Below are 23,069 nucleotides of genomic sequence, written 5' to 3'. Positions count from 1 at the left end.
GGCGGGTACGCCGCCCAAAGAAAAGGGCGCCGGAACCGGAGTTCCGACGCCCTCGATCCTGCGCTTTACGCGATCAGAAGCTGGTCCAGTCGTCCCCGCCGGCACTGGTCGTCATCGCCGCGACGGGCAGCGGCTGGACCGGCGAGACATAGCCGGTCGAGCGCGCCGCGCGCGGCTTGGCGGGGAGCGGCGTCGAGCGCGTCGCACGTGCGCCGGCATCGCCGGTGTTGAAGTGCGAGGCCTTGTCGGCGAGCTCGGTGACTTCGCTCGACAGGTTTCGCGCCGCAGCCGACGTCTCCTCGACCATCGCGGCATTCTGCTGGGTCGACTGGTCCATCGTGCCGATCGCGGCACTGATCTGGACGATCGCCGAGCTCTGCGCGGCATTGTCGCTGGCCATTTCGGCGAGCAGCTTGTGGACTTCGTCGACATCGCCCGAGATGTTCGCCAGCGCGCCGTCCACCTTCTGCACCATCTCCACCGCCGCGACGATGTCGGTCTGCGTCGCAGTGAGCTGGTCGCGCGCGCGGCCGGCCTCTTCCTCCGCACGCATCGCCAGCGCCGAGACAAGGTCCGCCACGACCGCGAAACCGCGACCCGCCTCACCGGCGCGACCGGCCTCGACCGCGGCGTTCATCGCGAGCACGCGAGTCTGGAAGGCGATCTTGTCGAGCCCTTCGATCACGCTGTCGATGCCCTTGGCACTCTCAGACACGCGGTTCATCGCACCCATCGCCTCGTCGGCGATGCCGCGGCCGCCCGAGACCGTCGAGATCGCCCCGTCGGCGCGCTCGACCGTGCGGCCCGCAGCGGCGGCAGTCGCCTTGAGGCGCGTCTCCATCTGCGAGATCGCGGCCGAGGTCTCCTCGAGGCTCGCGGCATTGCTCTCGGTGCGGCGCGCGAGGTCTTCGCTCGCCGCGGCGATCTCGCCCGAGCCGGTGCGGATGGTCTCGGCCGAAGTCATCACCGATCCGATCAGCCCGCGCAGGCTCTCGATCGCCTGGTTGAAATTGGTCTTCACCGTGACATAGCTCGCCGAGAAATCGGCGGTGATCGATGCAGTCAAATCGCCTTCGGCCATGCTGGCGAGGCCTTTTTCGAGCGAATCCACCACCAGCTTCTGCTCGGCGTCGGCGCGGGCCTTTTCGGCCTGGGTGATCTCCTGCGCCTGCGCCGCGTCGCGGAACACCAGCACCGCCTGCGCCATCGCGCCGACTTCGTCGCGGCGCTCGATGCCGGGTACTTCGACGCGGTTGTCGCCCTGGGCGAGCTCGCGCATCGTCGCCTGGAGCCGCGCGAGCGGACCGACGATCCCGGCGCGCGACACCAGCAGCCCGACGACGACCGCCACGATCGACGCGAGCACGCCGAGCACGATCCCGAACATCGAGCCGTAATCGGCGTCGGCCGCGAGCGTTTCGGCGACCTTCTCGGCGCCCTCGATGTTGGCGTTGTTCGTCTTCATCATCCGGTCGGTCAGCGTGTCGATTTCCCTGTCGACCGAGATGAGCGCGGCGCGTGCCTCGTCGTTACGGTCGGCGAGTCCGCGCGCGATCGCAACGCGCACCAGCTTGTGGATGCGATCGAGCCGCTCGCGCGCCTCGTCGACGATGGCGGCCTTATCGGGTTCGTTCGTCTTGACCTGGTCGAGCAGCTTGATCGCGGACGCATAGCCGGCCTGCTCGTCGGCGTCGGCGTCGCGCGCTTCCTTGCTGCTGCCCTCATAGGCAAGCGTGCGATAGCCCGAATAACCCATCGCCGTGGTGATCCGGCTCACCCGCGCGAGCCGCGTCGAATCTGGCAGCGACTTGGTGACGAGCACCGAATAGCGCGCGTCGATGTCGTTGAGCCGCTGCGACGCGAGCAGTGCCAGCGTGACGGTGACGACGCCGAGCATCAGCAGCAAGGCGAGGATCTTGGTCGAAATCTTGAGGCGCGAAAGCAGCGAAGCCATGGTGTGTCCCTTTGCATCGGGGGCCGGGCGGCCGGATGCTTGCATGGACTCTATAGAGCGCCTCGGGCGGGCGGCTTCGTTATGTTCCGCAAATTGCGGACGGGGAGTGTTGTTGCGAAGCGTGTTTAAGTTGTTGGCATAATGAAATTAAAATGCGTTCGTTACGGCAGCGGGTATGGACAATTCCCAAGCGCGGACGAAAGGAGGCGCCGCCTCGCGGCAGCGCCTCCCCATCGGTTGCGACCCGAGATCGAAAGACGTCAGAAGCTCGCCCAGTCGTCCCCGCCGGTCGACGCATTCGCCATCGCGGCGGCGGGCAGGGCCTTCACCGGGGAGACATAGGCGGCGCTGTTGCGCGCGAGGCGCGGCTTGGCGGGCATCGCCGGCACCGGGCTGGCTGCGCGCCGGGGCTGCGCATGCGATGCGCCGGTGTTGAACTGCGCGGCCTTGTCGGCGAGTTCGGTGACTTCGCTCGACAGGTTGCGCGCCGCGGCCGAGGTCTCTTCCACCATCGCGGCATTCTGCTGCGTGGCCTGGTCCATCGTGCCGATCGCGGCACTGATCTGGACGATCGCCGAGCTCTGCGCGGCATTGTCCGACGCCATGTCGGCGAGCAGCTTGTGGACTTCGCCGACGTCGCCCGAGATATTGGCGAGTGCGCCGTCGACCTTCTGGACCATCTCCACCGCGGTGACGATATCGGCCTGGGTGGCGGTCAGCTGGTCGCGGGCGCGGCCCGCTTCCTCTTCGGCGCGCATCGCCAGGGCGGAGACGAGGTCGGCGACGACCGCGAAGCCGCGACCCGCCTCACCGGCGCGGCCAGCTTCCACCGCGGCGTTCATCGCGAGAACCCGGGTCTGGAAGGCGATCTTGTCGAGCCCTTCGATGACCGAGTCGATGCCCTTGGCGCTCTCGCTGACGCGAGTCATCGCCTGCACGGCGTCGTCGGCGATGCCGCGGCCGCCCGAGACGGTCGCGATCGCGCCGTCGGCGCGCTCGACGGTGCGGCTCGCCGCGCCCGCGGTCGCCTTGAGGCGCTGTTCCATCTGCGAGATCGCGGCCGAGGTCTCCTCGAGGCTCGCGGCATTGCTCTCGGTGCGGCGCGCGAGATCCTCGCTCGCCGCGGCGATCTCGCCCGAGCCGGTGCGGATCGTCGTCGCCGATTCCATCACCGAGCCGATCAGCTCGCACAGCGCGTCGAGAGCCTGGTTGTAGTTGCCCTTGAGCGCGCCATAGGCCGGCGGGAAGTCGCTGTGGATCGCCGCGGTCAGGTCGCCCTGGCGAAGCTGCTCGAGCTTGGCGGCGAACTCGCGCACGACATCGTCCTGCTCGGCGGCGCTCTTCTGCTGCGCCACGGCGGCGTCGCGGAAGGTGAACATCGCGCGGGTCAGGCGGCCGACGCAGTCGGTATAGTCGGTGAACTGGATCGGGCTGGTCAGGTCGCCCGCGGCGAGGCCTTCCATGCGCACGACCGTTGTGACGTAGGGGTCGCAGATCGCCTTGCGGAACCAGGCGCCGGCGATCGCGCTCAATACAGTCGTGCCCGCGGTGATCGCGGCGGAAACATAGGAGCCCATCGCCAGCTCGATCAGCGCGCTCAGCGCGATGAAGCCGGTGAGCATGCCGAACGCAATCAGCGTCTTCTGACGGATCGGCGCATTCGCGACGTACCAATTCATGTTGCGACCTTTCAATCCAGGCTCGGTTTGGACTTGGACCAACTGCGCAACACGGGTGTCCCTCCGGGCCGTCGCACTGCCCCTCAGCAGCACTCCGATATTGTCCTTATAGGGAGGGCCGCAGGTGCCGACCGGATTCAGTCCGAAATGGTTTTATCCCGACGCGGACAATCGGATCGGTTTTGTCCGCTTACGTATTCATCCTAAATGGGAAATCTCCCCGAAAAAAATCAGCCTGCGGCGATAGGAGCGAAGACGATTTCGACGATACGGCAGGGTCTCTCGCGGCTTTTGGCGAGCGAGGCGGCGCGGTTCGGCGCAGTCGCCCTGCTGTGCCTGGCGGCGGTGGCGATCGGCCATTGGGCGACCGCCGCGGCACTCGCGCTGTTCTTCGCCGTGGTTGCTGCCGTCGTCGCGCGGCGCGAGGGACCGCCGCTGCGCCAGGCCCGCGCGCAGCTGATCGCCGCCGAGGCGCGCTACCGCGCGGTGTTCGAGCATTCGATGGTCGGCATGGTCCGCGCGACGCAGGAAGGCATCTACCTGGAAGTCAACGACCGGTTCTGCGCGATCCTCGGCGCACCGCGCGAAGCGATCGTCGGGCACAGTTTCAAGGAGTTCACGCACAGCGAGCACGTCGCGACCGACAGCGCAGCGGTGCGCGAAATGGTGTCGGGCGAACGCCGCAACTACCTCAACGAGAAGCGCATCGTCCGCCCCGACGGCAGCGTCGTCTGGGTGATGGTCGCCTCGATGCTGGTCCGCGACGACGCCGGCCGGCCCGACCATTTCATCGGCGTCTACGAGGACATCACCGACCGCAAGCGCGCCGAGGCGGCGCTGCGCGAAAGCGAGGCGCGCTTCCGTCTCGCGCAGGAAGCCGCGGGCGTCGGCGTGTGGGAGATCGACCTCGACCGCGACGTCGCGATCCACTCGCCGGTCAGCCAGCGGATGAACGTGCTCCCCGAGCGCGCCGACGGCGTCTACACCCGCAGGGAGCTGGAGGCGCATTTCGGCCCCGAACTCTCGGCCGAGGTCGCGGCGAACCTGGCCGACGCCATCCAGGGTTCGAGCTACGACTCGACCTATCGCCTCAATCCGCCGGACGGGATCACCCGCTGGGTTCGCGCGATCGGCCGCCACGAGCCGGACGAGGACGGCGGCCGCGGCCGGCTGATCGGCGTGTCGGTCGACGTGACGGCGTTCCATGAATCGCAGACCGAACTGATCGCAGCGCACGAGAAGCTGCTCGGCGTCTCGCGGCTGAGCTCGATGGGCGCGATGGCCTCGACGCTCGCGCACGAACTCAATCAGCCGCTTGCCGCCGCGACCAACTATGCCGAAGTCGCACGCGCGATGCTGCGCATGCGCCGCGATCCCGCCGACGCGAAGCTGCTCGAGATGCTCGACCAGACCGTTGCCCAGGCGTTGCGCGCCGGGGACATCATCCGCAAGATGCGCAGCTTCACCGTCAGCGGCGAGATCGAGCCCGAGCGCGAGGACGTCGAGGCACTGGTCGCCAATGCCTGCACGGCCATCGAGGAACGCAGCCGTGCCGCAGGCGTTACAATCATCACGGACGTGGACCCCGGGGTGGGAGAGGTGATGGTCGAGCGGATCCAGATCGAGCAAGTGCTGGCCAATCTGCTGCGCAATGCGATCGAAGCGATGCAGGGCTGCGAGGATCCGCACATCACGGTCAGCGCTCGCCGGCGCCCCCATGACGTGCTGCTCTGCGTTGCCGACACCGGCCCTGGCATCCCGCCCGAGGTGCTCGGCCATGTGTTCGAGCCGTTCCGCTCGTCGAAGGAGAATGGCCTGGGGCTGGGCCTGTCGATCTGCCGCACCATCGTCGAGGCGCATGGCGGGCGGCTCTGGGCGGAATCGCCGCCGGGGAGCGGTGCGATCTTCCATCTCGCGCTGCCGAGCGCGCGGGAGGAGGCCGCGGCGTGACGCGCGGGCATGTGGAGCTCGTCGACGACGATGCGGCGATGCGCGATTCCACCGCGCTGCTGCTCGGCATGCTCGGCTATACCGTGCGGACCTGGGCCGAGGCGGCGGAGTTCCTGTCCGTCGCAGAGGACGGTGCCCAGACCTGCGCGCTGATCGACCTGCGCATGCCGAAGATGAACGGCTTCGAACTGACCCGCGGCCTGCGCGGCCGGGGACTCGCGATCCCGATCATCCTGTTCACCGGCCATTGCGACCAGGCGATCCGTGACGAGGCCGCTCTGCTCGGCATCGCCGCGATCCTGGAGAAGCCGTTCTCGGCGGACGAACTGATCGACGCGGTGGTGCAGGTGATCCCGACAGCCTGATCCGTCGCCTGGACAATTCCATTTCGGCGCGACCCGCGATATCTGCGCGCCATGCGTCCGATCCTCCTAGCGCTGTTCGCGCTGCTGCTCGCCTCCAACGCTGCGCCGTCCCTGCCGCAGGGCGGGCCGATCCCCGGCATGGTGCGCGTGCGGATCGAGACGAGCGCCGGCGCGATCGTGGTCGCGCTCGACGCGAAACATGCGCCCCGGACCACCGCCAACTTCCTCGCCTATGTCGACGACGGCCGGTTCGAAGGCACGACCTTCTACCGCGCCGCGCGGCGCAAGGGCGCGCCGCAGTTCGGCTTCGTCCAGGGCGGGATCGGCACCGACCAGCGCCGTACGCTCGGCTGGATTCCGATCGAGCCGACCAATGTCACCGGGCTCAGGCACCTCGACGCGACGCTCTCGATGGCGCACGGCCCCGATCCCAATTCGGCAACGGGCAATTTCTCGATCATGGTCGGCGCCAATCCGGGGCTCGACGCGCGCGGCAATTCGAAGGGCTTCGCGGCGTTCGGGCGCGTGATCGCGGGGATGGACGTCGTGCGCCGGATGCTCGCCATGCCGACGGGCGGCGGGCGCGACGACATGAAGGACCAGATGATCCTCAAGCCGGTGACGATCCTCGGCGCGAAACGGCTCGACGGCACGCCCCGGCCGACCGGCATGCCCAAGGCCTGGCAGCTGGTGCCGAAGCGCTAGGCCAGCTCGCGCGCCAGCATCTCGCGATCGCCGGTGACGCGCACCGTGCGGCTCGCGACCACGCCCTTGGCGGCGTCGCCGCGCAGATGGTGGGTGCGCCAGAAGGTCTTGCCCGCGCGCCGCACGACATGGCCGCGCACCGCGTGGAGCCGCGGCGCGCCGCGCAGGCCGGCGCCGCCGCTGCTACCCGCACCGTGCCCGCCCAGGTTCAGCCGCAGCTCGACATGATCGAGCAGCGCCGGCTTGCCCGACCGCAGGCGCGCGCGATTGATCCGGTCGATCCCCTGGCGCGGTTCGGCGGCGGTGCAGTCGAGACTGAGGAGCAGCAGGAAGGCGCAGAGCAGCCCGAAGTCGGGCGCTGCCGCGCGCAGCATCTGCTCGAGCCCGGCGCGGGGAAGCCCCCCCTCGGTGCGGAAATAGGCGAGCCAGCGATGGTCGATGCGCGGCACGGCGTGGCGGAACAGCCGCTCGGCCGCCGCGGCGTCGCGCGCATCGTCGAACCCCATGCCGAGCAGCGGCGCGTTGCCCGCGATCGGGCGGTCGAAGTCGAACTCGAAGAACAGCTGCAGCGCCCAGGGCTCCCCGGCGCCGTCCTGGCTGAAGCCTTGCATCGTGCCGCTCCGCCCGTCGTCCGACGCCGTGACCAGCATCCCCGCGCGCTGGGGTGGCGTGCCGGCCAGCGGATCGCCGCGCGCGATCCATTCGATCCACATCCGGCCGTGCGGCAAGCGATAGCAGGCGTCCTCGAGACGGATCACCTCGGTGCGCAGGCACAAGAGTTCGAGGCAAAGGTCGCGCACAGCGGCGTCGAGCACGTAGCGCGTCGGGCAGTCGCGCACTTCGCGCGCACGTTCGGCGGGGCAGGGGACGCGATGGATTCGCCCGCGGCGATCCTCGACCAGCGATTCGTCCCCGCTCTGCGCCACCAGGTCATAGAGATACATGCTTGCCTCACGAAAGGAGACAATATTGCTATTCGCAATATAAGCGCCAGCGAAAGCGGAAACCGCTGCGCGAAGCGCGCGGCTGGAGGGACGAGTTGGTGCGTCGTGCGAAGATGCGCCTCACGGCCTGGCGGTGCCGGCACCGCCTAAAACGGGCTTTTAGCTCTGCGAGATCTCGAGCAGCACGTCCTGCAGCCAGCGGCGCCGCGCCTTGGTGGCGACCGCGGCGCCCTGGCTCGCAAGCTCGAGGTTCAGCCCCTCGTGCGCCTTGGCATATTGCTCGAGCTCTTCCAGCTTCGCTTCGAGCGCGCGGCTCGCCTCGAGCAGGAAGCGCATCTGCTCGGGCTTGGTGAGCAGGCTGAAGAACAGGATCTTGCTGCGCAGCGGATCGTGCGGGAGCAGGTCGACGTCCGAGACGCTGCCCACCCAGCGTGCGGCGGCGGCACGGCCGGCAGGCGAACAGGAGAGGACCTCGGTCCGCCGTGGCGATCCCTTGACCGGCGCCGCCGTGAGCAACCCGCGCTCGCGCAGCCGCTTGACGATCGGATAGATCGCGCCGGTCGAACCCGACAGCGAGCTGACGGGCGAGCGCGAAAGCGCCTTCATCACGTCATACGCCGAGATCGGCTGGTTGACGGCGACCTGCGCCAGCACATGCGCTTCCAGCTCGGTGAGCGCGACGGCGGGTTCGTCATCCGGTGTCGAGCCAGGCTCGCGGAGCATCGCCGAATTCATTGCCACTCGCTATTTCCCCAAACGCGATAATGCAATTCGCAGGATACCGGTTTAATGTCCCATATTGCGGCGCGGAAGTACCAAAATCTGGCAGCCCACACCGGATTGCCGCCGTGATCTTGCGGGGACATGGCTGGGATGTGTCCGGAATGGTGGGATCAATGTCCCTGGAGCGCGTCCTCCACCTCGCGGCGGAACGAGCGCGACACCCGGAGCGATTCGCCGGTGCGCAACGTCAGCGTCCCGTCACCATGCCGGTCGCGGCTCAGCCGCTCGATCCAGCGCACCGAAGCGATCGCCGAGCGGCTGATCGGCACGAAGCCGTGCCCCGCGAGCCGCTCCTGCATCTGCTTGAGCGTCGAGCGGACCATATAGCCGGCGTTCTGGGTGAGGATGCGCACGTAATTGCCCTCGGCGAGCACGGCCATCACGTCCTGGGGGAGCAGCGTGACCAGGTCGCCGGCATCGCGCGCGGCGACCCAGCTGATCTCCGGCGGCGCCGGGCGGCCGAGCAGCTGCGCGCGGCGGCAGGCCTGGCGGAGCCGCTCGAGCGTATAGGGCTTCACGACATAGTCGGCGACGTCGAGGTCGAGCGCCTCGACCGCGAAGTTGATATGCGCCGTCACCAGCACCACCGCGGGCCGCGAATCGGGGGGCGCGGCGCGGATCATGTCGAGCCCGTTCACCCCGGGCATGTTGATGTCGACGAAGGCGATGTCGGGCCGCGTCGCTTCGAGCAGCTCGAGCGCGGCCGCGCCGTCCGCCGCTTCGCCGACGATCGTCAGCCCGCCCACTTCGGCGAGCATCCGCGCCAGCCGCTCGCGCGCGGGCGGCTCGTCGTCGACGATGATCGCGCGCGCGCTCACGGCCGGGCCGCCGGCACGATGAGCTGCGCCACGGTCCAGCTGCCCTGGACGAACAAGGTCACCGAGGCGCCTTCACCGAACAGCAGCGCGAGACGCGTGCGGAGATTGTCGAGCGCGATCCCCGAGCCGCGCGTCTCGCCCGGCTCGATCCGTCCGCCGCTGTCCCGCACGCGGATGCGCACGCCCTGCGGCGTCGAATCGGCTTCGATCGCGATGGTGAACCGGCCGGGGCTCTGCTCGAGCCCGTGGCGCACGGCGTTCTCGAACAGCGTCTGGATCGAGAAGGGCGGCACCTTCACGCTGTCGCGCGGCACGGCGATGTCCCATTGCAGCTCGAGCCGGTCGCTGAACCGTGCCTGCTCGATCGCGGCGTGCGCGCGGACGATGTCGAGCTCGGCGTCGAGGCTGACGAGATGGCCCTCCAGCCGCTCGGTGCTCTCGAGCAGCTCGGCGAGGTCGCCGAGCACGGCCTTGGCGCGCCTGGGCCGCGTCGCGAGCTCGCTCAGCGCCATGTTGAGCGCGTTGAGCACGAAGTGCGGGCGGAGCTGGCGGCGCAGCGCTTCGAGCAGCGCGGTCGAGCGGCGGCTGTCGACGCGATCGCGCCAGGTGCGCGATGCGACGGCGCGGGCGTGGTTGCGCCAGGTGATCGAAGCGGCGACGATCATGCCGTAGATCGCAAGGTCGGTGTCGACCAGCACCACCAGCTGGCTGATCTTCGCGGGCGGCCAGCGCACCCCGAGCGTGACCGGCGCGATGTCGAGCGCCTCGCGCAGGTTGAGCGCGCCCCAGAAGAGCAGCGCATGGGCGAGCCATAGCGCGAGGCCGATCGCGAGGTGGATCGCCAGCCGCGGTGCCAGTCGGCCTGCGGCGAGCGGCCAGCGCTGCGCCGCCCACCACGCGATCGGTGCGAGCGGTGCCCACAGCCAGAACATCGCGAACAGCCGCGTGACGATCTCGATCGCCGGATGCGGGATATGGTAGCGCGCGACCGCGAGCAGCGCGTTGGTGATGTAGAGCCCCGCCGCGAAGGAGCCGATCGCGATCGTGCCGGCCATGATCCGGATCGCCGAAGGTTCCTCGGGCGCGGCCTCGGCGCCGGGCGGGTGGAGGGCGAGCGCCTTCATCGGCGCTCCAATCCGCAGCGCCGGGCGCGGCAACAAAGAAGTGGCGTCTGCATTGCTATTCGTATTATGATCGCGCTTTCGTCGGGGCGCAAGGATGCGGAATTGGTTGCGGAACGCCGGAATCGGCGTGGGTGCGGTGCTTGCGGTCGCGATGATGATCACGGTCCAACAGTGGATCATCATTCCCAAATTCACGCTCGAGAGCGCAGGCGTGGTCTTCCTCGACGCCGTGATCGACTGGACGATCTGGCTGCTGTTGACGCCGCTGATCGTCCTTGCCGCGCGCAAGCTGCCCATGTTCCGCCGCGGGCGGCCGCAATGGAATATCCTGGTCCATTTGCTCGTGGGCACTGCGGCGACGGCGATCTGGTCGGTGCCGATCGCGGGGATCACGATGGTGTTCACCTATTACGGCTTCGACGGGATGAAGCCGATGACCTATGGTAGCGCCTATCTCTACGAGCTGCAGGGGCGCAGCTTCTACTACACGCTGTTCTACTGGCTGGTCGCGGGGATCGTGACGGCGCGGCTGCTCGCGCGCGACGCGCAGGAGGAAGCGGCGGAGGCGGCGCGGCTCGAGCGCGAGGCGCTCGCCGCCGACCTGGAAGCGGCGCGCGTCCATTTCGATCCGCGCGGGCTGGCGCGCGAATTGCGCGAAGCGGCCGAACTCGCCGAGGCGGAGCCGACGCGGGCCGAGGAGCAGATCCTCGAGACCGCGGGCGAGCTCCAGCGCAGCCTCGCGCTCACCGCGCGGCTGGCGGCGCGGACCCGGCTCGCGGCGACGGCGGACTAGGTTTCGGCAACTTTCTGTCGCGGCTGGCGCGCCCGGCGTAACAAGCGGAGCCAGTTCGGTCCGTTTCGGTCCCGCTTCGTCCCCGGGCATCCCCGTCTCGTCACTTCAGACTTGAGACGCGAACCCCGTCCATGGCCAAATTCAAATGGTTGGGTGGAGGATTAGCGTCATGGACGTGGTCGGTCAGGGAGGTGAAGCCGAGTTCGTCGGGCTGGCCGGGCTGCCGGCCGAGCTGCCGCGGCCCGAGCGGCGGAGCGTGGGCGCGTCGCCCGCCGTCGCTGCGCTGCCCGCGGGGATCGCGGCGCTGCTGCTCGCGCACCGGATCGAGCTGGAGATCGACGCCTGCGAGCTGTTCGACGCCCAGCTGCGCGAGGCCGCCCCGCCGGTGATCGACGCGCGCATCCTCCGCGCCTGGCGTGCGGGGCATATCCCCGGCTCGGTGCACCTGACCGCCGAGCAAGTCACGCGTTGCGCGCTGATGGCGCTGCCGGCGGCACCCTATGTCGTGGTCTATGGCGCCGATGCCACGCGGCTCGACGCGGTCCGTTGCGCGCATGCGATCGCCGAGCTGGGCTTTCCGGTGAAGCTGCTGACCGGCGGCATCGCAGCCTGGGTCGCGCAGGGCTTCCCGCTGGGGATGCCGGCACGAAGCGAAGGGCGCATCGCGGCGCTTTGAGTTCGGCCTCGACCATCGCCGTTCTTGGCGCTCTCCCGCTTTCGCGGGAGAGGGCTAAAGGGGAGAAGGGCGAGCTCCGCCTAAACCGCCTCCCGCCGGCTCCGTCGGTACGCCGCCGGCGTGGTCATCGTCTGCAGCTTGAACGCCGAGGTGAAGTGCGACTGTGCCGCATAGCCGCAGTCGCGCGCGATCCCGGCGATCTCCTGGTCGGTCTCGGCGAGCAGCGCCATCGCGCGCTCGATCCGCTTGCGGCGGAAATAGCGGTATGGCGGCTCGCCGAGCGAGCGGCGGAAGGCGCGCGCGAAATGCGTCGTGCTCAGCCCCGCCAGCTCGGCGAGCTCGGCCAGCGCGATGTCGCGGTGCAAGTTGCGCTCGATATGGTCGATGCACGCGCGCAGCCGGTGCCCCGCGAGCCCGCCGCGCAGGGGTTGCACCGTGTCGAGCCTCACGTGCCGCTCGGCCAGCCGCACCGCCAGCGCGCCGCCCAGCCGCGCGGCATAGTCGGGCCCGTGCAGCCCGCCCTCGCGGCATTCCTCGCGCAGCGCCGCACCGATCAGCCAGGCGACGTCGTCGCCCCCGTCGGCGAGGCGGCGAAAGGCGAGGTTGGGGTGCCAGCTGCGCCCCGCGGCATCGAGCAGGAAGGCGAGGTCGAGCGAGACGAGGAGCACTTCGGCCGAGGCCGGCAGCGGCAGCAGCGGTGGCGATTCGAGCCCCGCCCCGACCAGCCGCCGGTTCGCCGGCGCCGCGCTCCACTTGAGCCGCGCGTCGCGCATCGCGAAGGCGGCGACGAAGGCGCGGTTGGCGGCGGGGGGGTGCGCGGCGAGCATCTCGGCCCGGCCCAGCTGCGCCTCGCCCCCGGGCCAGCGGAGGCGATGGCCCGGGGCGAGGGCCTGCAACGGTCGGGGTGGATCGTGCAGGGTCATTCGGGATTGATATTGCTAAACGCAATATCAATCAAGCCTTTCTCTTTTCGGTCGTCATCCTGACGGAAGCCGGGGCCCTGGCTCACGAGCGGTGTCCTGCTGGCCCTGGGTCCCGGCTTCCGCCGCGATAACGGTTTTTGGGGCTAGAGAATCCCCGGTAGATCAAGCCCCTGCTCGCGCGCGCAATCCAGCGCTTGCGGGTAGCCCGCGTCGGCATGGCGCATCACGCCCGTTGCGGGGTCGTTCCACAGCACGCGCTCGAGCCGCGCCGCCGCTTCGGGAGTGCCGTCGGCCACGATCACCATCCCGGCGTGCTGCGAATAGCCCATGCCGACGCCGCCGCCATGATGGAGCGACACCCAGGTCGCGCCGCTCGCGGTGTTGAGCAGTGCGTTGAGCAGCGGCCAGTCCGACACTGCGTCCGATCCGTCGCGCATCGCTTCGGTCTCGCGGTTGGGGCTCGCGACCGAGCCGCTGTCGAGGTGGTCGCGCCCGATCACCACCGGCGCCTCGAGTTCGCCGTTCGCGACCATCTCGTTGAACGCCAGCCCCAGCCGGTGGCGGTCGCCGAGCCCGACCCAGCAGATCCGCGCGGGCAGCCCCTGGAAGTGAATCCGCTCGCGCGCCATGTCGAGCCAGCGGTGGAGGTGGACATTGCCGGGGGTGAGCGCCTTCACCCTGGCGTCGGTCTTCCAGATGTCCTCGGGATTGCCCGAGAGCGCCGCCCAGCGGAACGGCCCGACGCCGCGGCAGAACAGGGGCCGGATGTACGCCGGCACGAAGCCGGGAAAGGCGAAGGCGTTCTCGACGCCTTCGTCCTTGGCCATCTGGCGGATGTTGTTGCCGTAATCGACCGTCGGCACGCCCCGCGCGTGGAAGGCGAGCATCGCCTCGACCTGCACCGCCATCGACTTGCGCGCGGCGGCCTCGACTTCGTGCGGCGCGGTCTCGCGTTTCGAGAACCACTCGTCGAGCGTCCAGCCGAGCGGGAGATAGCCGTTCACCGGGTCGTGCGCCGAGGTCTGGTCGGTCACCGCATCGGGACGCACGCCGCGGCGCACCAGCTCGGGGAACACCTCCGCCGCATTGCCGAGCAGCCCCACCGAGACCGGCGTGTCCGAGCCCTGGATGATCGCCAGCGCTTCGTCGATGGTCGCTGCCCGGCGGTCGAGATAGCCGGTCTTCAGCCGCATCTCGATCCGGCTCGGCTGGCATTCGACCGCGAGGCACGAGGCGCCCGCCATCACCGCCGCGAGCGGCTGCGCGCCGCCCATCCCGCCGAGGCCGGCGGTGAGGATCCACTTGCCCGAAAGGTCGCCGCCGTAATGCTGGCGGCCCATCTCGACGAAGGTCTCGTAGGTCCCCTGCACGATCCCCTGGCTGCCGATGTAGATCCAGCTGCCGGCCGTCATCTGGCCGTACATCATCAGCCCCTTGCGATCGAGCTCGTGGAAATGCTCCCAGGTCGCCCACTTCGGCACGAGGTTCGAATTGGCGAGCAGCACGCGCGGGGCATCGGCATGGGTGCGGAAGACGCCCACGGGCTTGCCCGACTGGACCAGCAGCGTCTGGTCGCCCTCGAGCCGCCGCAGCGCCTCGACGATCCGGTCGTAGCTTTCCCAGTCGCGCGCGGCGCGGCCGATGCCGCCGTAGACCACCAGGCTCTCGGGCGCCTCGGCCACTTGCGGATCGAGGTTGTTCATCAGCATGCGCAGCGGCGCTTCGGTGAGCCAGCTCTTCGCCGAAAGCTCGGTGCCGTGCGGCGCGGCGATGCGGCGGCTGTTGTCGATGCGGGTCATCTGAAGCTTCCGAATTGCGTCATCCCGGCGAAAGCCGGGACCCAGGGCAGCAGGCGATGTCGCTCGTGACCCTGGGTCCCGGCTTTCGCCGGGATGACGGTTGGGGGGGAGCGGCGGTGTCTGGCCACCTCAGCGCTCGGCAAAGTCGACCGCGGCGGCGAGGATGTGGCGCAGCACTTCGCGGCAGGGTTCGGCGCGGGCCTCGTCCCAGTGCGGCGGCCAGTCGACGGTCAGGCCCTCGTCGCAATAGCCGCGCATCGCCAGCTCCATCTGGATCGCGTGGACGCCGTCGCCCGGGCAGCCGTAATGGCGGGTGATCCAGCCGCCCTTGAACCGCCCGTCGACGACATGGCTGGCGCCGCTCGCCCGGCATATCCGCGCAACCGCGTCGGCGAGTTCGGGCGCGCAGCTCTGCCCGCCGTTGGTGCCGATGTTGAACATCGGCAACTCGCCCTCGAACATCCGCGGCACGCGGCTACGGATCGAATGCGCGTCGTAGAGCACCACGCGGGGGTGGCGCGCGCGCAACCGGGCGATCTCTTCTGCGAGCGTCGCGTGATACGGATCGAACCAGGTCGCGCGGCGGAAGCCGATCTCGGCGGCGTCGGGCTCGGCGCCGGCGCGGTACAGCGGCTCCCCGTCGAAGGTCTCGACCGGGCAGAGACCGGTGGTCGCCTGGCCGGGATAGAGCGACTTGCCGCTGGGATCGCGGTTGACGTCGATCACGGTGCGCGAGGTCTCGGTGCGCACGATCGTCGCGCCCAGCGCGCCGGCGAAGGCATAGAGCCGCTCGACGTGATAGTCGGCATCGAACCGCCCGCGCTCGGCGGAGATCAGCTGCTGCGCGATCTGCGGGGGGATGTCGGTTCCCGCGTGCGGAATGCTCACGATCAGCGGCGCATCGCCGCGCTCGATGCGGATCATGTCTCTTTCTCCCCCGCACCCTCGTTTCCGTCATCCCGGCGAAAGCCGGGACCCAGGGCAGCAGGCGAAATCGCTCGTGGCCCTGGGTCGCGGCTTTCGCCGGGATGACGGTGGAGGGGAGCGTTCAACCCGAAACCCCCGGCAGCTCGAATCCATCACCGAGCCCGCGCACCAGACCGGTCGCCAGCGCCATGTCGGGCGCGAAATGGCGATCCTCGTCGAGGTGCGGCACCTGCGCGCGCAACGTTACCCGCGCGCGTTCCAGCGCTTCGCTCGAGGCGAGCGGCGCGTGGAAGTCGCAGCCCTGCGCGGCGGCGAGATATTCGATGCCGAGGACGGCGGCGAGATTGTCCGCCATCGCCAGCAGCCGCCGGGCGCCATGCGCCGCCATCGAGACGTGATCCTCCTGGTTCGCCGAGGTGGGGATCGAATCGACGCTCGCCGGATAGGCGCGCTGCTTGTTCTCGGAGACGAGCGCGGCGGCGGTCACCTGCGGGATCATGAAGCCCGAATTGAGCCCCGGCCGCGGCGTGAGGAACGCCGGCAGGCCCGAGAGTGCGGGATCGACCAGCATCGCCACGCGCCGCTCGGCGAGGCTGCCGATCTCGCAGAGCGCCAGCGCGATCATGTCGGCGGCGAAGGCGACGGGCTCGGCGTGGAAGTTGCCGCCCGACAACGCCTCGCCCGTCTCTGCGAAGATCAGCGGATTGTCGGTGACGCCGTTCGCCTCGGTCTCCAGCGTCGCGCCCGCCTGGCGCAGCAGGTCGAGGCAGGCGCCCATCACCTGGGGCTGGCAGCGCAGGCAATAGGGGTCCTGCACGCGCTCGTCATTGTCGCGGTGCGAGGCGCGGATCGCCGAGCCGGCCATCAGCTCGCGCAGCGCATCGGCGACGTCGATCTGGCTCTTGTGGCCGCGCAGCACGTGAATGCGATGGTCGAAGGGCGTGTCCGAGCCCTTGGCCGCCTCGGTCGACAACGCGCCGGTGACGAGCGCAGCGCGGAACAGCGCCTCGGCCTCGAACAGCCCGGCGAGCGCGTGCGCGGTGCTGAACTGGGTGCCGTTGAGCAGCGCCAGGCCTTCCTTGGGCCCGAGCGTCAGCGGCTCGAGCAGATTCGCCGCGGGTCGCCGCTCGCCGCCGACGATCACCTCGCCGACGCCGATCATCGCCGCGGCCATGTGCGCAAGCGGCGCGAGGTCGCCCGAAGCGCCGACCGAGCCCTGCGACGGGATCACCGGAATCACGTCGCGCGCCAGCATGTCCTGCAGCATCGCGATCGTCGCGGGGCGCACGCCCGAGGCCCCCTGCGCGAGGCTCGCGAGCTTGAGCCCGACCATCAGCCGCACCACCGGCACCGGCACCGGCTCGCCGACGCCCGCGGCATGGCTCAGCACGATGTTGCGCTGAAGCGTCTCGAGGTCGGCGTCGCCGATCTTGACGCTCGCGAGTTTCCCGAAGCCGGTGTTGATCCCATAGACCGGTTCGTGCCGCGCGAGGATCGCCTCCACCGCGGCAGCGCTGGCGGCGACTGCCTCGGCGCAGCCGGGATCGAGCACCGCGGTCGCGCCGCGGTAGATCGCGCGCCAGTCGGCGAGGGTGGCGCGGCCGGGGAGGAGGGGAAGGGGGGTCATCGGCCTCCGAAGATGCGGGCGTGGAGCGGATTGGCGCCGATCCGGTAGACGAGCTCGGCGAGCGTCCCGACATCCCAGATCGCGAGGTCGGCGCGCTTGCCGGGCTCGATCGTGCCGATGCTGTCGGCAAGGCCGAGCGCGCAGGCGGCGTTGCGCGTCACGCCGAGCAGGCATTCCTCGACGGTCAGCCGGAACAAGGTCGCGCCCATGTTCATCGCGAGCAGGATCGAGGCCATCGGCGAGGTGCCCGGGTTGCAGTCGGTCGCGATCGCGATCGGCACGCTCGCGGCACGAAGGGCTGCGACCGGCGGCAGCCTGGTCTCGCGCGTGAAGTAGAAGGCGCCGGGGAGCAGCACCGCGACGGTTCCCGCCTCCGCCATCGCCGCGACGCCCGCCTCGTCGAGCCATTCGAGGTGGTCGGCGGACAGCGCGCCGTGCTTTGCCGCGAGTGCCGCGCCCTGCTGGTTGGAAAGCTGCTCGGCGTGGAGCCGCACCGCCAGGCCATGCGCCTTCGCCGCGGCGAAGATCCGGTCGACCTGCGCGGGGCTGAAGCCGATCGTCTCGCAATAGGCGTCGACGGCATGGGCGAGGCCTTGCGCGGCGGGGATGATCTGCTCGCAGATCAGGTCGACATAGGCGTCGGGATCGGCCTTGTGCTCGGGTGGGACCGCGTGCGCGGCGAGCAGCGAGCGGACCGTGCGCACGCCGAGATCTTCCAGCGCCTTCGCCGCGCGGAGCATCTTGAGCTCGTCGTCGAGCGTCAGGCCATAACCCGACTTCACTTCGACCGTGGTGACCCCTTCGCCGATCAGCTGGCGGAGGCGGGGGAGCGCGCTCGCGACCAGCTCGGCCTCGCTCGCCGCACGCGTCGCAGTGACGGTGGAGAGGATGCCGCCGCCCGCGCGCGCGATTTCCTCATAGGTCGCGCCTTCGAGCCGCGCCTCGAACTCGTTCGCGCGGCTGCCGGCGTGGACGAGGTGGGTGTGGCAGTCGATCAGCCCCGGGGTGATCCAGCGGCCCACGCAGTCGATGGTCCGGCCCGCTTCCGGCGCGTCGTTCGCCGATCCCACGAAGACGATACGATCGCCGACGACGCCCACCGCGCCCTGTTCGATCACGCCCAGCCCGGCCGCGTCGGCGCGCATCGTCGCGAGCCGCGCGTGGGTCCAGAGCGTGTCGCAGCGCTGCATGGTCACTCCGGAAAGGGGTGGCGACTCCGTCGCAATGTCTATACATAATTGGAGCGTGACGGGCTTGTCCAGCGTGTCCCAACGGTCATCCCGGCGAAAGCCGGGATCCAGGGCAGCAAAGGTCATCGCTCGTGGCCCTGGGTCCCGGCTTTCGCCGGGATGACGGTCAGACGTAACGGAGAGCACCATGCCGCTCTGGTTCGAATCCGCGCTGCTCGACACCGGCTGGGCCGACGCCGTCCGCGTCACGATCGCCGACGGCCGGATCGCGAGCCTCGAGACCGGCGCGGCGATCGGCCCGGGCGACGCGCGCCACGGTCCCGCGCTCGCCGGCCTGCCCAACCTCCACAGCCACGCCTTCCAGCGCGCGATGGCGGGGCTCACCGAAGTCCGCGGCCCCTCGGCCGACAGCTTCTGGACGTGGCGCGAGGCGATGTACCGCTTCGTCGACCGGCTCGACCCGGATGGCCTCCGCGACGTCGCTGCGCTCGCCTATGCCGAGATGCTCGAGGGCGGCTTCACGCGCGTCGGCGAGTTCCACTATCTCCACCACGCTCCCGACGGCGCGCCGTACGAAGCGCCTGCCGCCACGGCCCAGGCGATTGCCGAAGCCGCGAACGAGACCGGCATCGCCGTGACGCTGCTCCCGGTCTTCTACAACCACGCCGATTTCGGCGGTGTCCCCGCAACCTCAGGCCAACGCCGCTTCGTCAACGGCCTCGATGCCTATGCCCGTCTCTGGGATGCGTCGGCGGCGGCGATCGCGGGCCTCCCGCGCGCGAACATCGGCGTCGCCCCGCACAGCCTGCGCGCAGTCACGCCCGAGGAACTGGAGGCCGTCGTCGCGCTCGCCCGAGGCGGGCCGATCCACATCCACGCCGCCGAGCAACTCGCCGAAGTCGAGTCCTGCCTCGCCTGGTCGGGCGCGCGGCCGGTCGAGTGGCTGCTCGATCACGGCGCCGGCCCCGGCTGGTGCCTGGTCCATGCCACCCATATGACCCCCGAAGAGACGCTGTCGCTCGCGCGCAGCGGCGCGGTGGCGGGGCTCTGCCCGATCACCGAGGCCAATCTCGGCGACGGCATCTTCCCTGCCGACGATTATCTCCCCGCCGGCGGGCTGATCGGGATCGGCAGCGATTCCAACGTGCTCATCGACGCAGCGCAGGAGCTACGGATGCTCGAATACAGCCAACGCCTCGCCAAGCGCGCGCGCAACGTGCTCGCGGCGGGCGAGGGAGCGTCGACCGGCGCCAGCCTTTACGCCGCGGCGCTGCGCGGCGGCGGTGCGGCGCTCGGCGTGCCCGCGACGCCGCTCGCCCAAGGCGCGCCGGCCGACATCGTCGCCTTCGCCCCTGGCCAGCCGCACAAAGGCGATACGCTGCTCGACGCCTGGGTCTTCGCCAGCCGCAGCGGCATGGTCGACTCGGTCTGGGTGCATGGCCAGCAGCAGGTCGCGGACGGTCGCCATCGCCTGCGCGACGCGATCGAGCCGCGCTACCGCGCGCTGCTCGCCGAGCTGCTCGAATGAGTCCCGCGCTCCACAGCCTGATCCGCCGCGACATCGAGCGGCGCATCCTCTCGGGGGAGTGGCGGCCGGGCCACCGCATCCCCTATGAGCACGAGCTGATGGCGCAATATGGCTGCGCGCGGATGACGGTGAACCGCGCGGTGAGCGCGCTCGTCCAGGCCGGATTGATCGAGCGCCGCAAGCGTGCGGGCAGCTTCGTCGCCGCGCCGAGCGTCGATCGCGCCGCGTTGGCGATCCCCGATATCCGCCGCGAAGTGATCGACAAGGGCCGGACCTATGGCCTCCTCCTCCGCCGCCAGGAGGTGCGCAAGGCGGGGCGCGCCGATGCGGCGCTCCTCCGCGGTGCCCCGCGCGTCCTCGCGCTCGAATGCCTCCACACCGCCGACGGCGCGCCGCATGCGCTGGAGACGCGGCTGATCAACCTGGACGTGGTCCCCGAGGCCGCCGACGCGGATTTCGCGCACGAGCCGCCCGGCTCCTGGCTGCTCGAACACGTTCCCTGGACCGAGGCCGAGCACCGGATCACGGCGGTTTCCGCCGATGCGGCAGTTGCCGAAGCGCTGGACCTCGCGCTCGGCACCGCCTGTCTCGCCCTGGAACGCCGCACCTGGCGCGGCGGACAGGGGGTCACCTGGGCGCGCCAGCTTTTCCCGGGCGAAGCGGGGGCACTCGTCGCCCAGTTCAGCGCGCGATGAAAAACCGACCGTCCGGTCACATGCACATGTTATGCGCACGGAATGTTTTTCCTGTGATCTCCGCACGATAGCGGTTGCAACCGGCGCAACTCCCGCATAGCTGTGCACGCGTGACTGATACCATGATTGTTGTGGCCGAACGCGCCTCGGTCTTCCTCAAGGCGCTCTCCGGCGAGAGCCGGCTCCTGCTCCTCTGCCACCTCTGGGACGGTGAAAAGTCGGTGGGCGAGCTCGCTCGTCTCGCCGGGGTCCGCGACACAGCGGTGTCGCAGCAGCTTGCGGTGCTTCGCCGCCGCGGCATCGTCGAGGCGCGCCGCCAGGGGCAGACGATCTTCTATTCGATCGCGAGCGATGATGCCCGGCGCGTGCTTTCGGTGCTGCACGACATCTTCGCGCGCGCGCCCGAGCCCGCCGACGCCTGAGAGTCCGTTTGGAAACTCGCAGAAGAGCGAGTTTCCAGGCGGTACCGGCCCGCTCCCCCTCCCGACCACCCAACGCCAGTGTATTCTATGGGTGGTCGGGAGGGGAAGCGGGCCGGTACCGCCATGCGCCGTGAGGCGCATCCAACGAACTCTGACCCCTCAACCGGCGTAGAAGCGCTCGACGTCCTCGCGCCGGGCGAGTTCGCTCGCGGGCGTGGTGAGCGTCGCCGCAGCGGCGGCCATGCCGTAGCGCACCGCATCCTCGATCGGCTTGCCGTCGGCGAGCGCGACCACGAGCGCGGCGACCATGGTGTCGCCTGCGCCGACGGTGCTCAGCGGCTCGACCGGGATCGCCGGGAACCGCCGCTCGACGCCGTCGGCCACCAGCAGCGCGCCGCGCTCGCCGAGCGAGAGCACGATGGTCTCGGCGAAGCCGCGCGCGACGAGGTCTTGGCAGGCGCCGGCTTCCTCGGCCTCGGGGATCGCGCGGCCGGCGAGCTCCTCGAGCTCGCGCTCGCTCGGCTTGAGCAGCCAGGCGTGCGCGCCTTCGCAGGCGGCGAGCGCGGGCCCCGAGGTGTCGATCACCAGCCGCGCGCCGATCCGTCGGCAATCCTCGGCAAGCCGCTTGAGCACCGCCGGATCGCAATCGGGCGGCAGGCTGCCGCTTGCGACGACATAGGCGGGCGTGAGCGCCTCGATCGCGCCGAGCAGCGCTTCGAGCTCGTCGTCGCTCAGCACCGGGCCTGGGAGGACGAAGCGATATTGCAGCCCGGTCGCATGCTCGTCGACGGTGAAGCTCTCGCGCGTCACGCCCGCGATCGGCACGGCGCGCACCGGCACCTCGGCCTCGCGAAGCAGCGCCTCGATCCGCGCGCCGTTGGGCCCACCGCTCGGAAACAGCGCGAGCGTCTCGCCGCCCAGCGTGTGCACCACCCGCGCGACGTTGATCCCGCCGCCGCCGGCCTCGTAGCGCGGCGCCTCGCAGCGCAGCTTGTGGGTGTGGTCGACCCGCTCGACCGCAGTCGACACGTCGAGCGCCGGGTTGAGCGTGAGCGTCGCGATCAAGGTCACGGGCTCAGCGCAGGTCGCGCTCGAGGAAGCCGCGCGCCGCGGCGACGATCAGCTCGATCGGGCGGTTGACCCGGATGCGGTGCCAATGCGCCAGCTCGCCCACCGAGCGGCGCGACTGTTCGCGCACCACCTCGGCGGTCGCGTCCGACGCGTCGTTGAGCCGCTCGTTCACGCGCGCGATCCGATCGCGCTCGGGCGCGTCGAGCCAGATGCCCGAGAAGGGCACGCGCAGCCGCGCCGCCAGTGCCTCGACGACGTCGCGCTCGCTGCGGCTCATGAACACCGCGTCGAGGATCACGCTCGACCCGCAGCTGAGGTGCTCATAGGCCGATTCGAACAGCGCCTCATAGGTCTCGGCATCGTTGCGCAGCGTATAGTGGCGTGGCGGCAGGCGTGTCTCCGGTCCGACGCCGGCGAGCCGCTTGCGCAGCACGTCGCTGCGCAGCACGCGTGCGCCGGGTAGCCGGCCGAGCCGCGCGCCGATCAGCCGCGCGAGCGTCGACTTGCCGGTGCCAGAGAGCCCGCCGATCACCACCATCCGCGGCGGCGCATCGGCCAGTGCCGCCGCGGCGAAGCCTTCGTCGCCGGCGAGCGAGGCGCGCAGCGAGATGTAGAAGGGCAGCATCGCCCAGCCGCTCGCGCCCTGCGGCGCGACGTCGAGGTAGCGGTTGGCGAGCATGTTCGCCTCCGCCTTGCGGCCGCTGCGCAGCAATTCCATCAGCGGCAGCGCGAGGTCGAACAACACGTCGACGCTTTCGCCGGCGAGGCGGCGCATCCGGCCCATGCCCGCGCGCACCTCGAGCTTGTCGGCATGACGCGCCAGCTCGGCGCTCTGCTGCGGCAGCCGCGCGACGCTGGTCAGCGCGGCGCGGAAGCTCGCGATCTGCGCGGGCGTGGCGGGATCGGCCATGGCGTGGAGCGCGGCAATCCGATCGGCGAGCGCGTGCACGGCAGCCGCGTCGAGTCCGCCGTCGACCAGCGCCTCGAAGCTTGCCCCGCCGTTGCTGGCTGCCGTTGCCACCGTTTCACTCCCTGCTCCGAGGGTCCCCTAGCACGGCGAAGCTGAACGGGGAGGTGAATCACCTCGGTTTCAGGC

21 protein-coding genes are annotated in these 23,069 nt (G+C 70.1%); 8 read left to right on the top strand and 13 right to left on the bottom strand.

All coding sequences use genetic code 11. The annotated features are described in order from the left end of the window. Positions 1-73: 73 nt before the first annotated feature. Positions 74-1,954 carry a methyl-accepting chemotaxis protein gene (locus J7495_RS11180; protein ID WP_294056580.1) on the bottom strand — a complete coding sequence of 627 codons (1,881 nt, stop codon included), beginning with the start codon at positions 1,952-1,954 and terminating at the stop codon, positions 74-76. 260 nt (positions 1,955-2,214) lie between these two features. After that, positions 2,215-3,633 (bottom strand): methyl-accepting chemotaxis protein, encoded by a 1,419-nt coding sequence (locus tag J7495_RS11175; protein WP_294056579.1) that lies wholly within the window; start codon positions 3,631-3,633, stop codon positions 2,215-2,217. A gap of 291 nt (positions 3,634-3,924) precedes the next feature. Between J7495_RS11175 and J7495_RS11170 the strand changes: the two genes are divergently transcribed. The 3 genes from J7495_RS11170 to J7495_RS11160 are packed head-to-tail and all read left to right on the top strand — an operon-like array spanning position 3,925 to position 6,653. Next, on the top strand, positions 3,925-5,583 hold the full coding sequence (locus J7495_RS11170; protein ID WP_294056578.1) for a PAS domain S-box protein: 1,659 nt from the start codon (positions 3,925-3,927) through the stop codon (positions 5,581-5,583). Beyond that, positions 5,580-5,948 (top strand): response regulator, encoded by a 369-nt coding sequence (locus tag J7495_RS11165; protein WP_294056577.1) that lies wholly within the window; start codon positions 5,580-5,582, stop codon positions 5,946-5,948. The genes J7495_RS11170 and J7495_RS11165 overlap by 4 nt, the downstream gene beginning before the upstream one ends. 51 nt (positions 5,949-5,999) lie before the next feature. Beyond that, positions 6,000-6,653, top strand: coding sequence for a peptidylprolyl isomerase (locus J7495_RS11160; RefSeq protein ID WP_294056576.1), 654 nt, complete (start codon positions 6,000-6,002; stop codon positions 6,651-6,653). Here the strand turns inward: J7495_RS11160 and J7495_RS11155 are convergent. The 4 genes from J7495_RS11155 to J7495_RS11140 all read right to left on the bottom strand — a co-directional run bounded on the left by J7495_RS11155 (position 6,650) and on the right by J7495_RS11140 (position 10,322). Beyond that, positions 6,650-7,597, bottom strand: coding sequence for a hypothetical protein (locus J7495_RS11155; protein ID WP_294056575.1), 948 nt, complete (start codon positions 7,595-7,597; stop codon positions 6,650-6,652). The two genes, J7495_RS11160 and J7495_RS11155, sit on opposite strands and share 4 nt — an antisense overlap. Positions 7,598-7,756: 159 nt before the next feature. Further along, positions 7,757-8,338 (bottom strand): PadR family transcriptional regulator, encoded by a 582-nt coding sequence (locus J7495_RS11150; RefSeq protein ID WP_366811040.1) that lies wholly within the window; start codon positions 8,336-8,338, stop codon positions 7,757-7,759. 152 nt (positions 8,339-8,490) lie between these two features. After that, entirely contained in the window at positions 8,491-9,198 is a 708-nt protein-coding gene (locus J7495_RS11145) for a LytTR family DNA-binding domain-containing protein (RefSeq protein ID WP_294056574.1), read from the bottom strand. Beyond that, positions 9,195-10,322, bottom strand: a complete 1,128-nt coding sequence (locus tag J7495_RS11140; RefSeq protein WP_294056573.1) for a histidine kinase — start codon at positions 10,320-10,322, stop codon at positions 9,195-9,197. The genes J7495_RS11145 and J7495_RS11140 overlap by 4 nt, the downstream gene beginning before the upstream one ends. A 106-nt stretch (positions 10,323-10,428) precedes the next feature. On the opposite strand from J7495_RS11140, the gene J7495_RS11135 reads away from it, so the two are divergent. Both J7495_RS11135 and J7495_RS11130 read left to right on the top strand, forming a co-directional pair. Then, the gene (locus J7495_RS11135; protein WP_294056572.1) at positions 10,429-11,115 is read left to right on the top strand and encodes a hypothetical protein; all 687 of its coding nucleotides are present in this window, start codon (positions 10,429-10,431) and stop codon (positions 11,113-11,115) included. 169 nt (positions 11,116-11,284) lie between these two features. After that, complete coding sequence (locus J7495_RS11130) at positions 11,285-11,791, top strand: rhodanese-like domain-containing protein (protein WP_294056571.1); 507 nt, start codon at positions 11,285-11,287, stop codon at positions 11,789-11,791. Between the two features lie 80 nt (positions 11,792-11,871). Here the strand turns inward: J7495_RS11130 and J7495_RS11125 are convergent, their stop codons facing one another. From J7495_RS11125 to hutI, 5 genes are all read right to left on the bottom strand, one after another. Next, complete coding sequence (locus J7495_RS11125; protein ID WP_294056570.1) at positions 11,872-12,714, bottom strand: AraC family transcriptional regulator; 843 nt, start codon at positions 12,712-12,714, stop codon at positions 11,872-11,874. Positions 12,715-12,857: 143 nt separating this feature from the next. Then, a complete protein-coding gene (gene hutU / locus J7495_RS11120) occupies positions 12,858-14,513 on the bottom strand; it encodes a urocanate hydratase (RefSeq protein ID WP_294056569.1) in 1,656 nt (551 codons plus the stop codon). A 129-nt stretch (positions 14,514-14,642) separates the two neighbouring features. Further along, positions 14,643-15,437: an N-formylglutamate deformylase gene (gene hutG / locus J7495_RS11115; RefSeq protein WP_294056568.1), complete on the bottom strand. Its 795-nt coding sequence runs from the start codon at positions 15,435-15,437 to the stop codon at positions 14,643-14,645. A gap of 124 nt (positions 15,438-15,561) precedes the next feature. Then, positions 15,562-17,067 carry a histidine ammonia-lyase gene (hutH, locus tag J7495_RS11110; RefSeq protein WP_294056567.1) on the bottom strand — a complete coding sequence of 502 codons (1,506 nt, stop codon included), beginning with the start codon at positions 17,065-17,067 and terminating at the stop codon, positions 15,562-15,564. Next, a complete protein-coding gene (gene hutI / locus J7495_RS11105) occupies positions 17,064-18,257 on the bottom strand; it encodes an imidazolonepropionase (protein ID WP_294056566.1) in 1,194 nt (397 codons plus the stop codon). Before hutI ends, hutH begins: the two co-directional genes overlap by 4 nt. A 187-nt stretch (positions 18,258-18,444) precedes the next feature. On the opposite strand from hutI, the gene J7495_RS11100 reads away from it, so the two are divergent. The 3 genes from J7495_RS11100 to J7495_RS11090 all read left to right on the top strand — a co-directional run bounded on the left by J7495_RS11100 (position 18,445) and on the right by J7495_RS11090 (position 20,902). Next, on the top strand, positions 18,445-19,785 hold the full coding sequence (locus tag J7495_RS11100) for a formimidoylglutamate deiminase (protein WP_294056565.1): 1,341 nt from the start codon (positions 18,445-18,447) through the stop codon (positions 19,783-19,785). Beyond that, entirely contained in the window at positions 19,782-20,480 is a 699-nt protein-coding gene (gene hutC / locus J7495_RS11095; protein ID WP_294056564.1) for a histidine utilization repressor, read from the top strand. Before J7495_RS11100 ends, hutC begins: the two co-directional genes overlap by 4 nt. A 110-nt stretch (positions 20,481-20,590) precedes the next feature. Beyond that, positions 20,591-20,902, top strand: coding sequence for a metalloregulator ArsR/SmtB family transcription factor (locus tag J7495_RS11090; protein WP_294056563.1), 312 nt, complete (start codon positions 20,591-20,593; stop codon positions 20,900-20,902). Between the two features lie 159 nt (positions 20,903-21,061). On the opposite strand, the gene J7495_RS11085 is transcribed toward J7495_RS11090, so the two are convergent. Both J7495_RS11085 and J7495_RS11080 read right to left on the bottom strand, forming a co-directional pair. Further along, a complete protein-coding gene (locus J7495_RS11085; protein ID WP_294056562.1) occupies positions 21,062-21,973 on the bottom strand; it encodes a 1-phosphofructokinase family hexose kinase in 912 nt (303 codons plus the stop codon). Positions 21,974-21,977: 4 nt separating this feature from the next. After that, the gene (locus tag J7495_RS11080) at positions 21,978-22,994 is read right to left on the bottom strand and encodes a bifunctional aminoglycoside phosphotransferase/ATP-binding protein (protein WP_294056561.1); all 1,017 of its coding nucleotides are present in this window, start codon (positions 22,992-22,994) and stop codon (positions 21,978-21,980) included. Positions 22,995-23,069 lie beyond the last annotated feature (75 nt).

It is taken from the genome of Sphingomonas sp. (assembly GCF_017745215.1).
Lineage (GTDB): Bacteria > Pseudomonadota > Alphaproteobacteria > Sphingomonadales > Sphingomonadaceae > Sphingomonas.
Note: the sequence above shows the minus strand (reverse complement) of the source record. Positions and strands in the feature narration are given on the sequence as shown.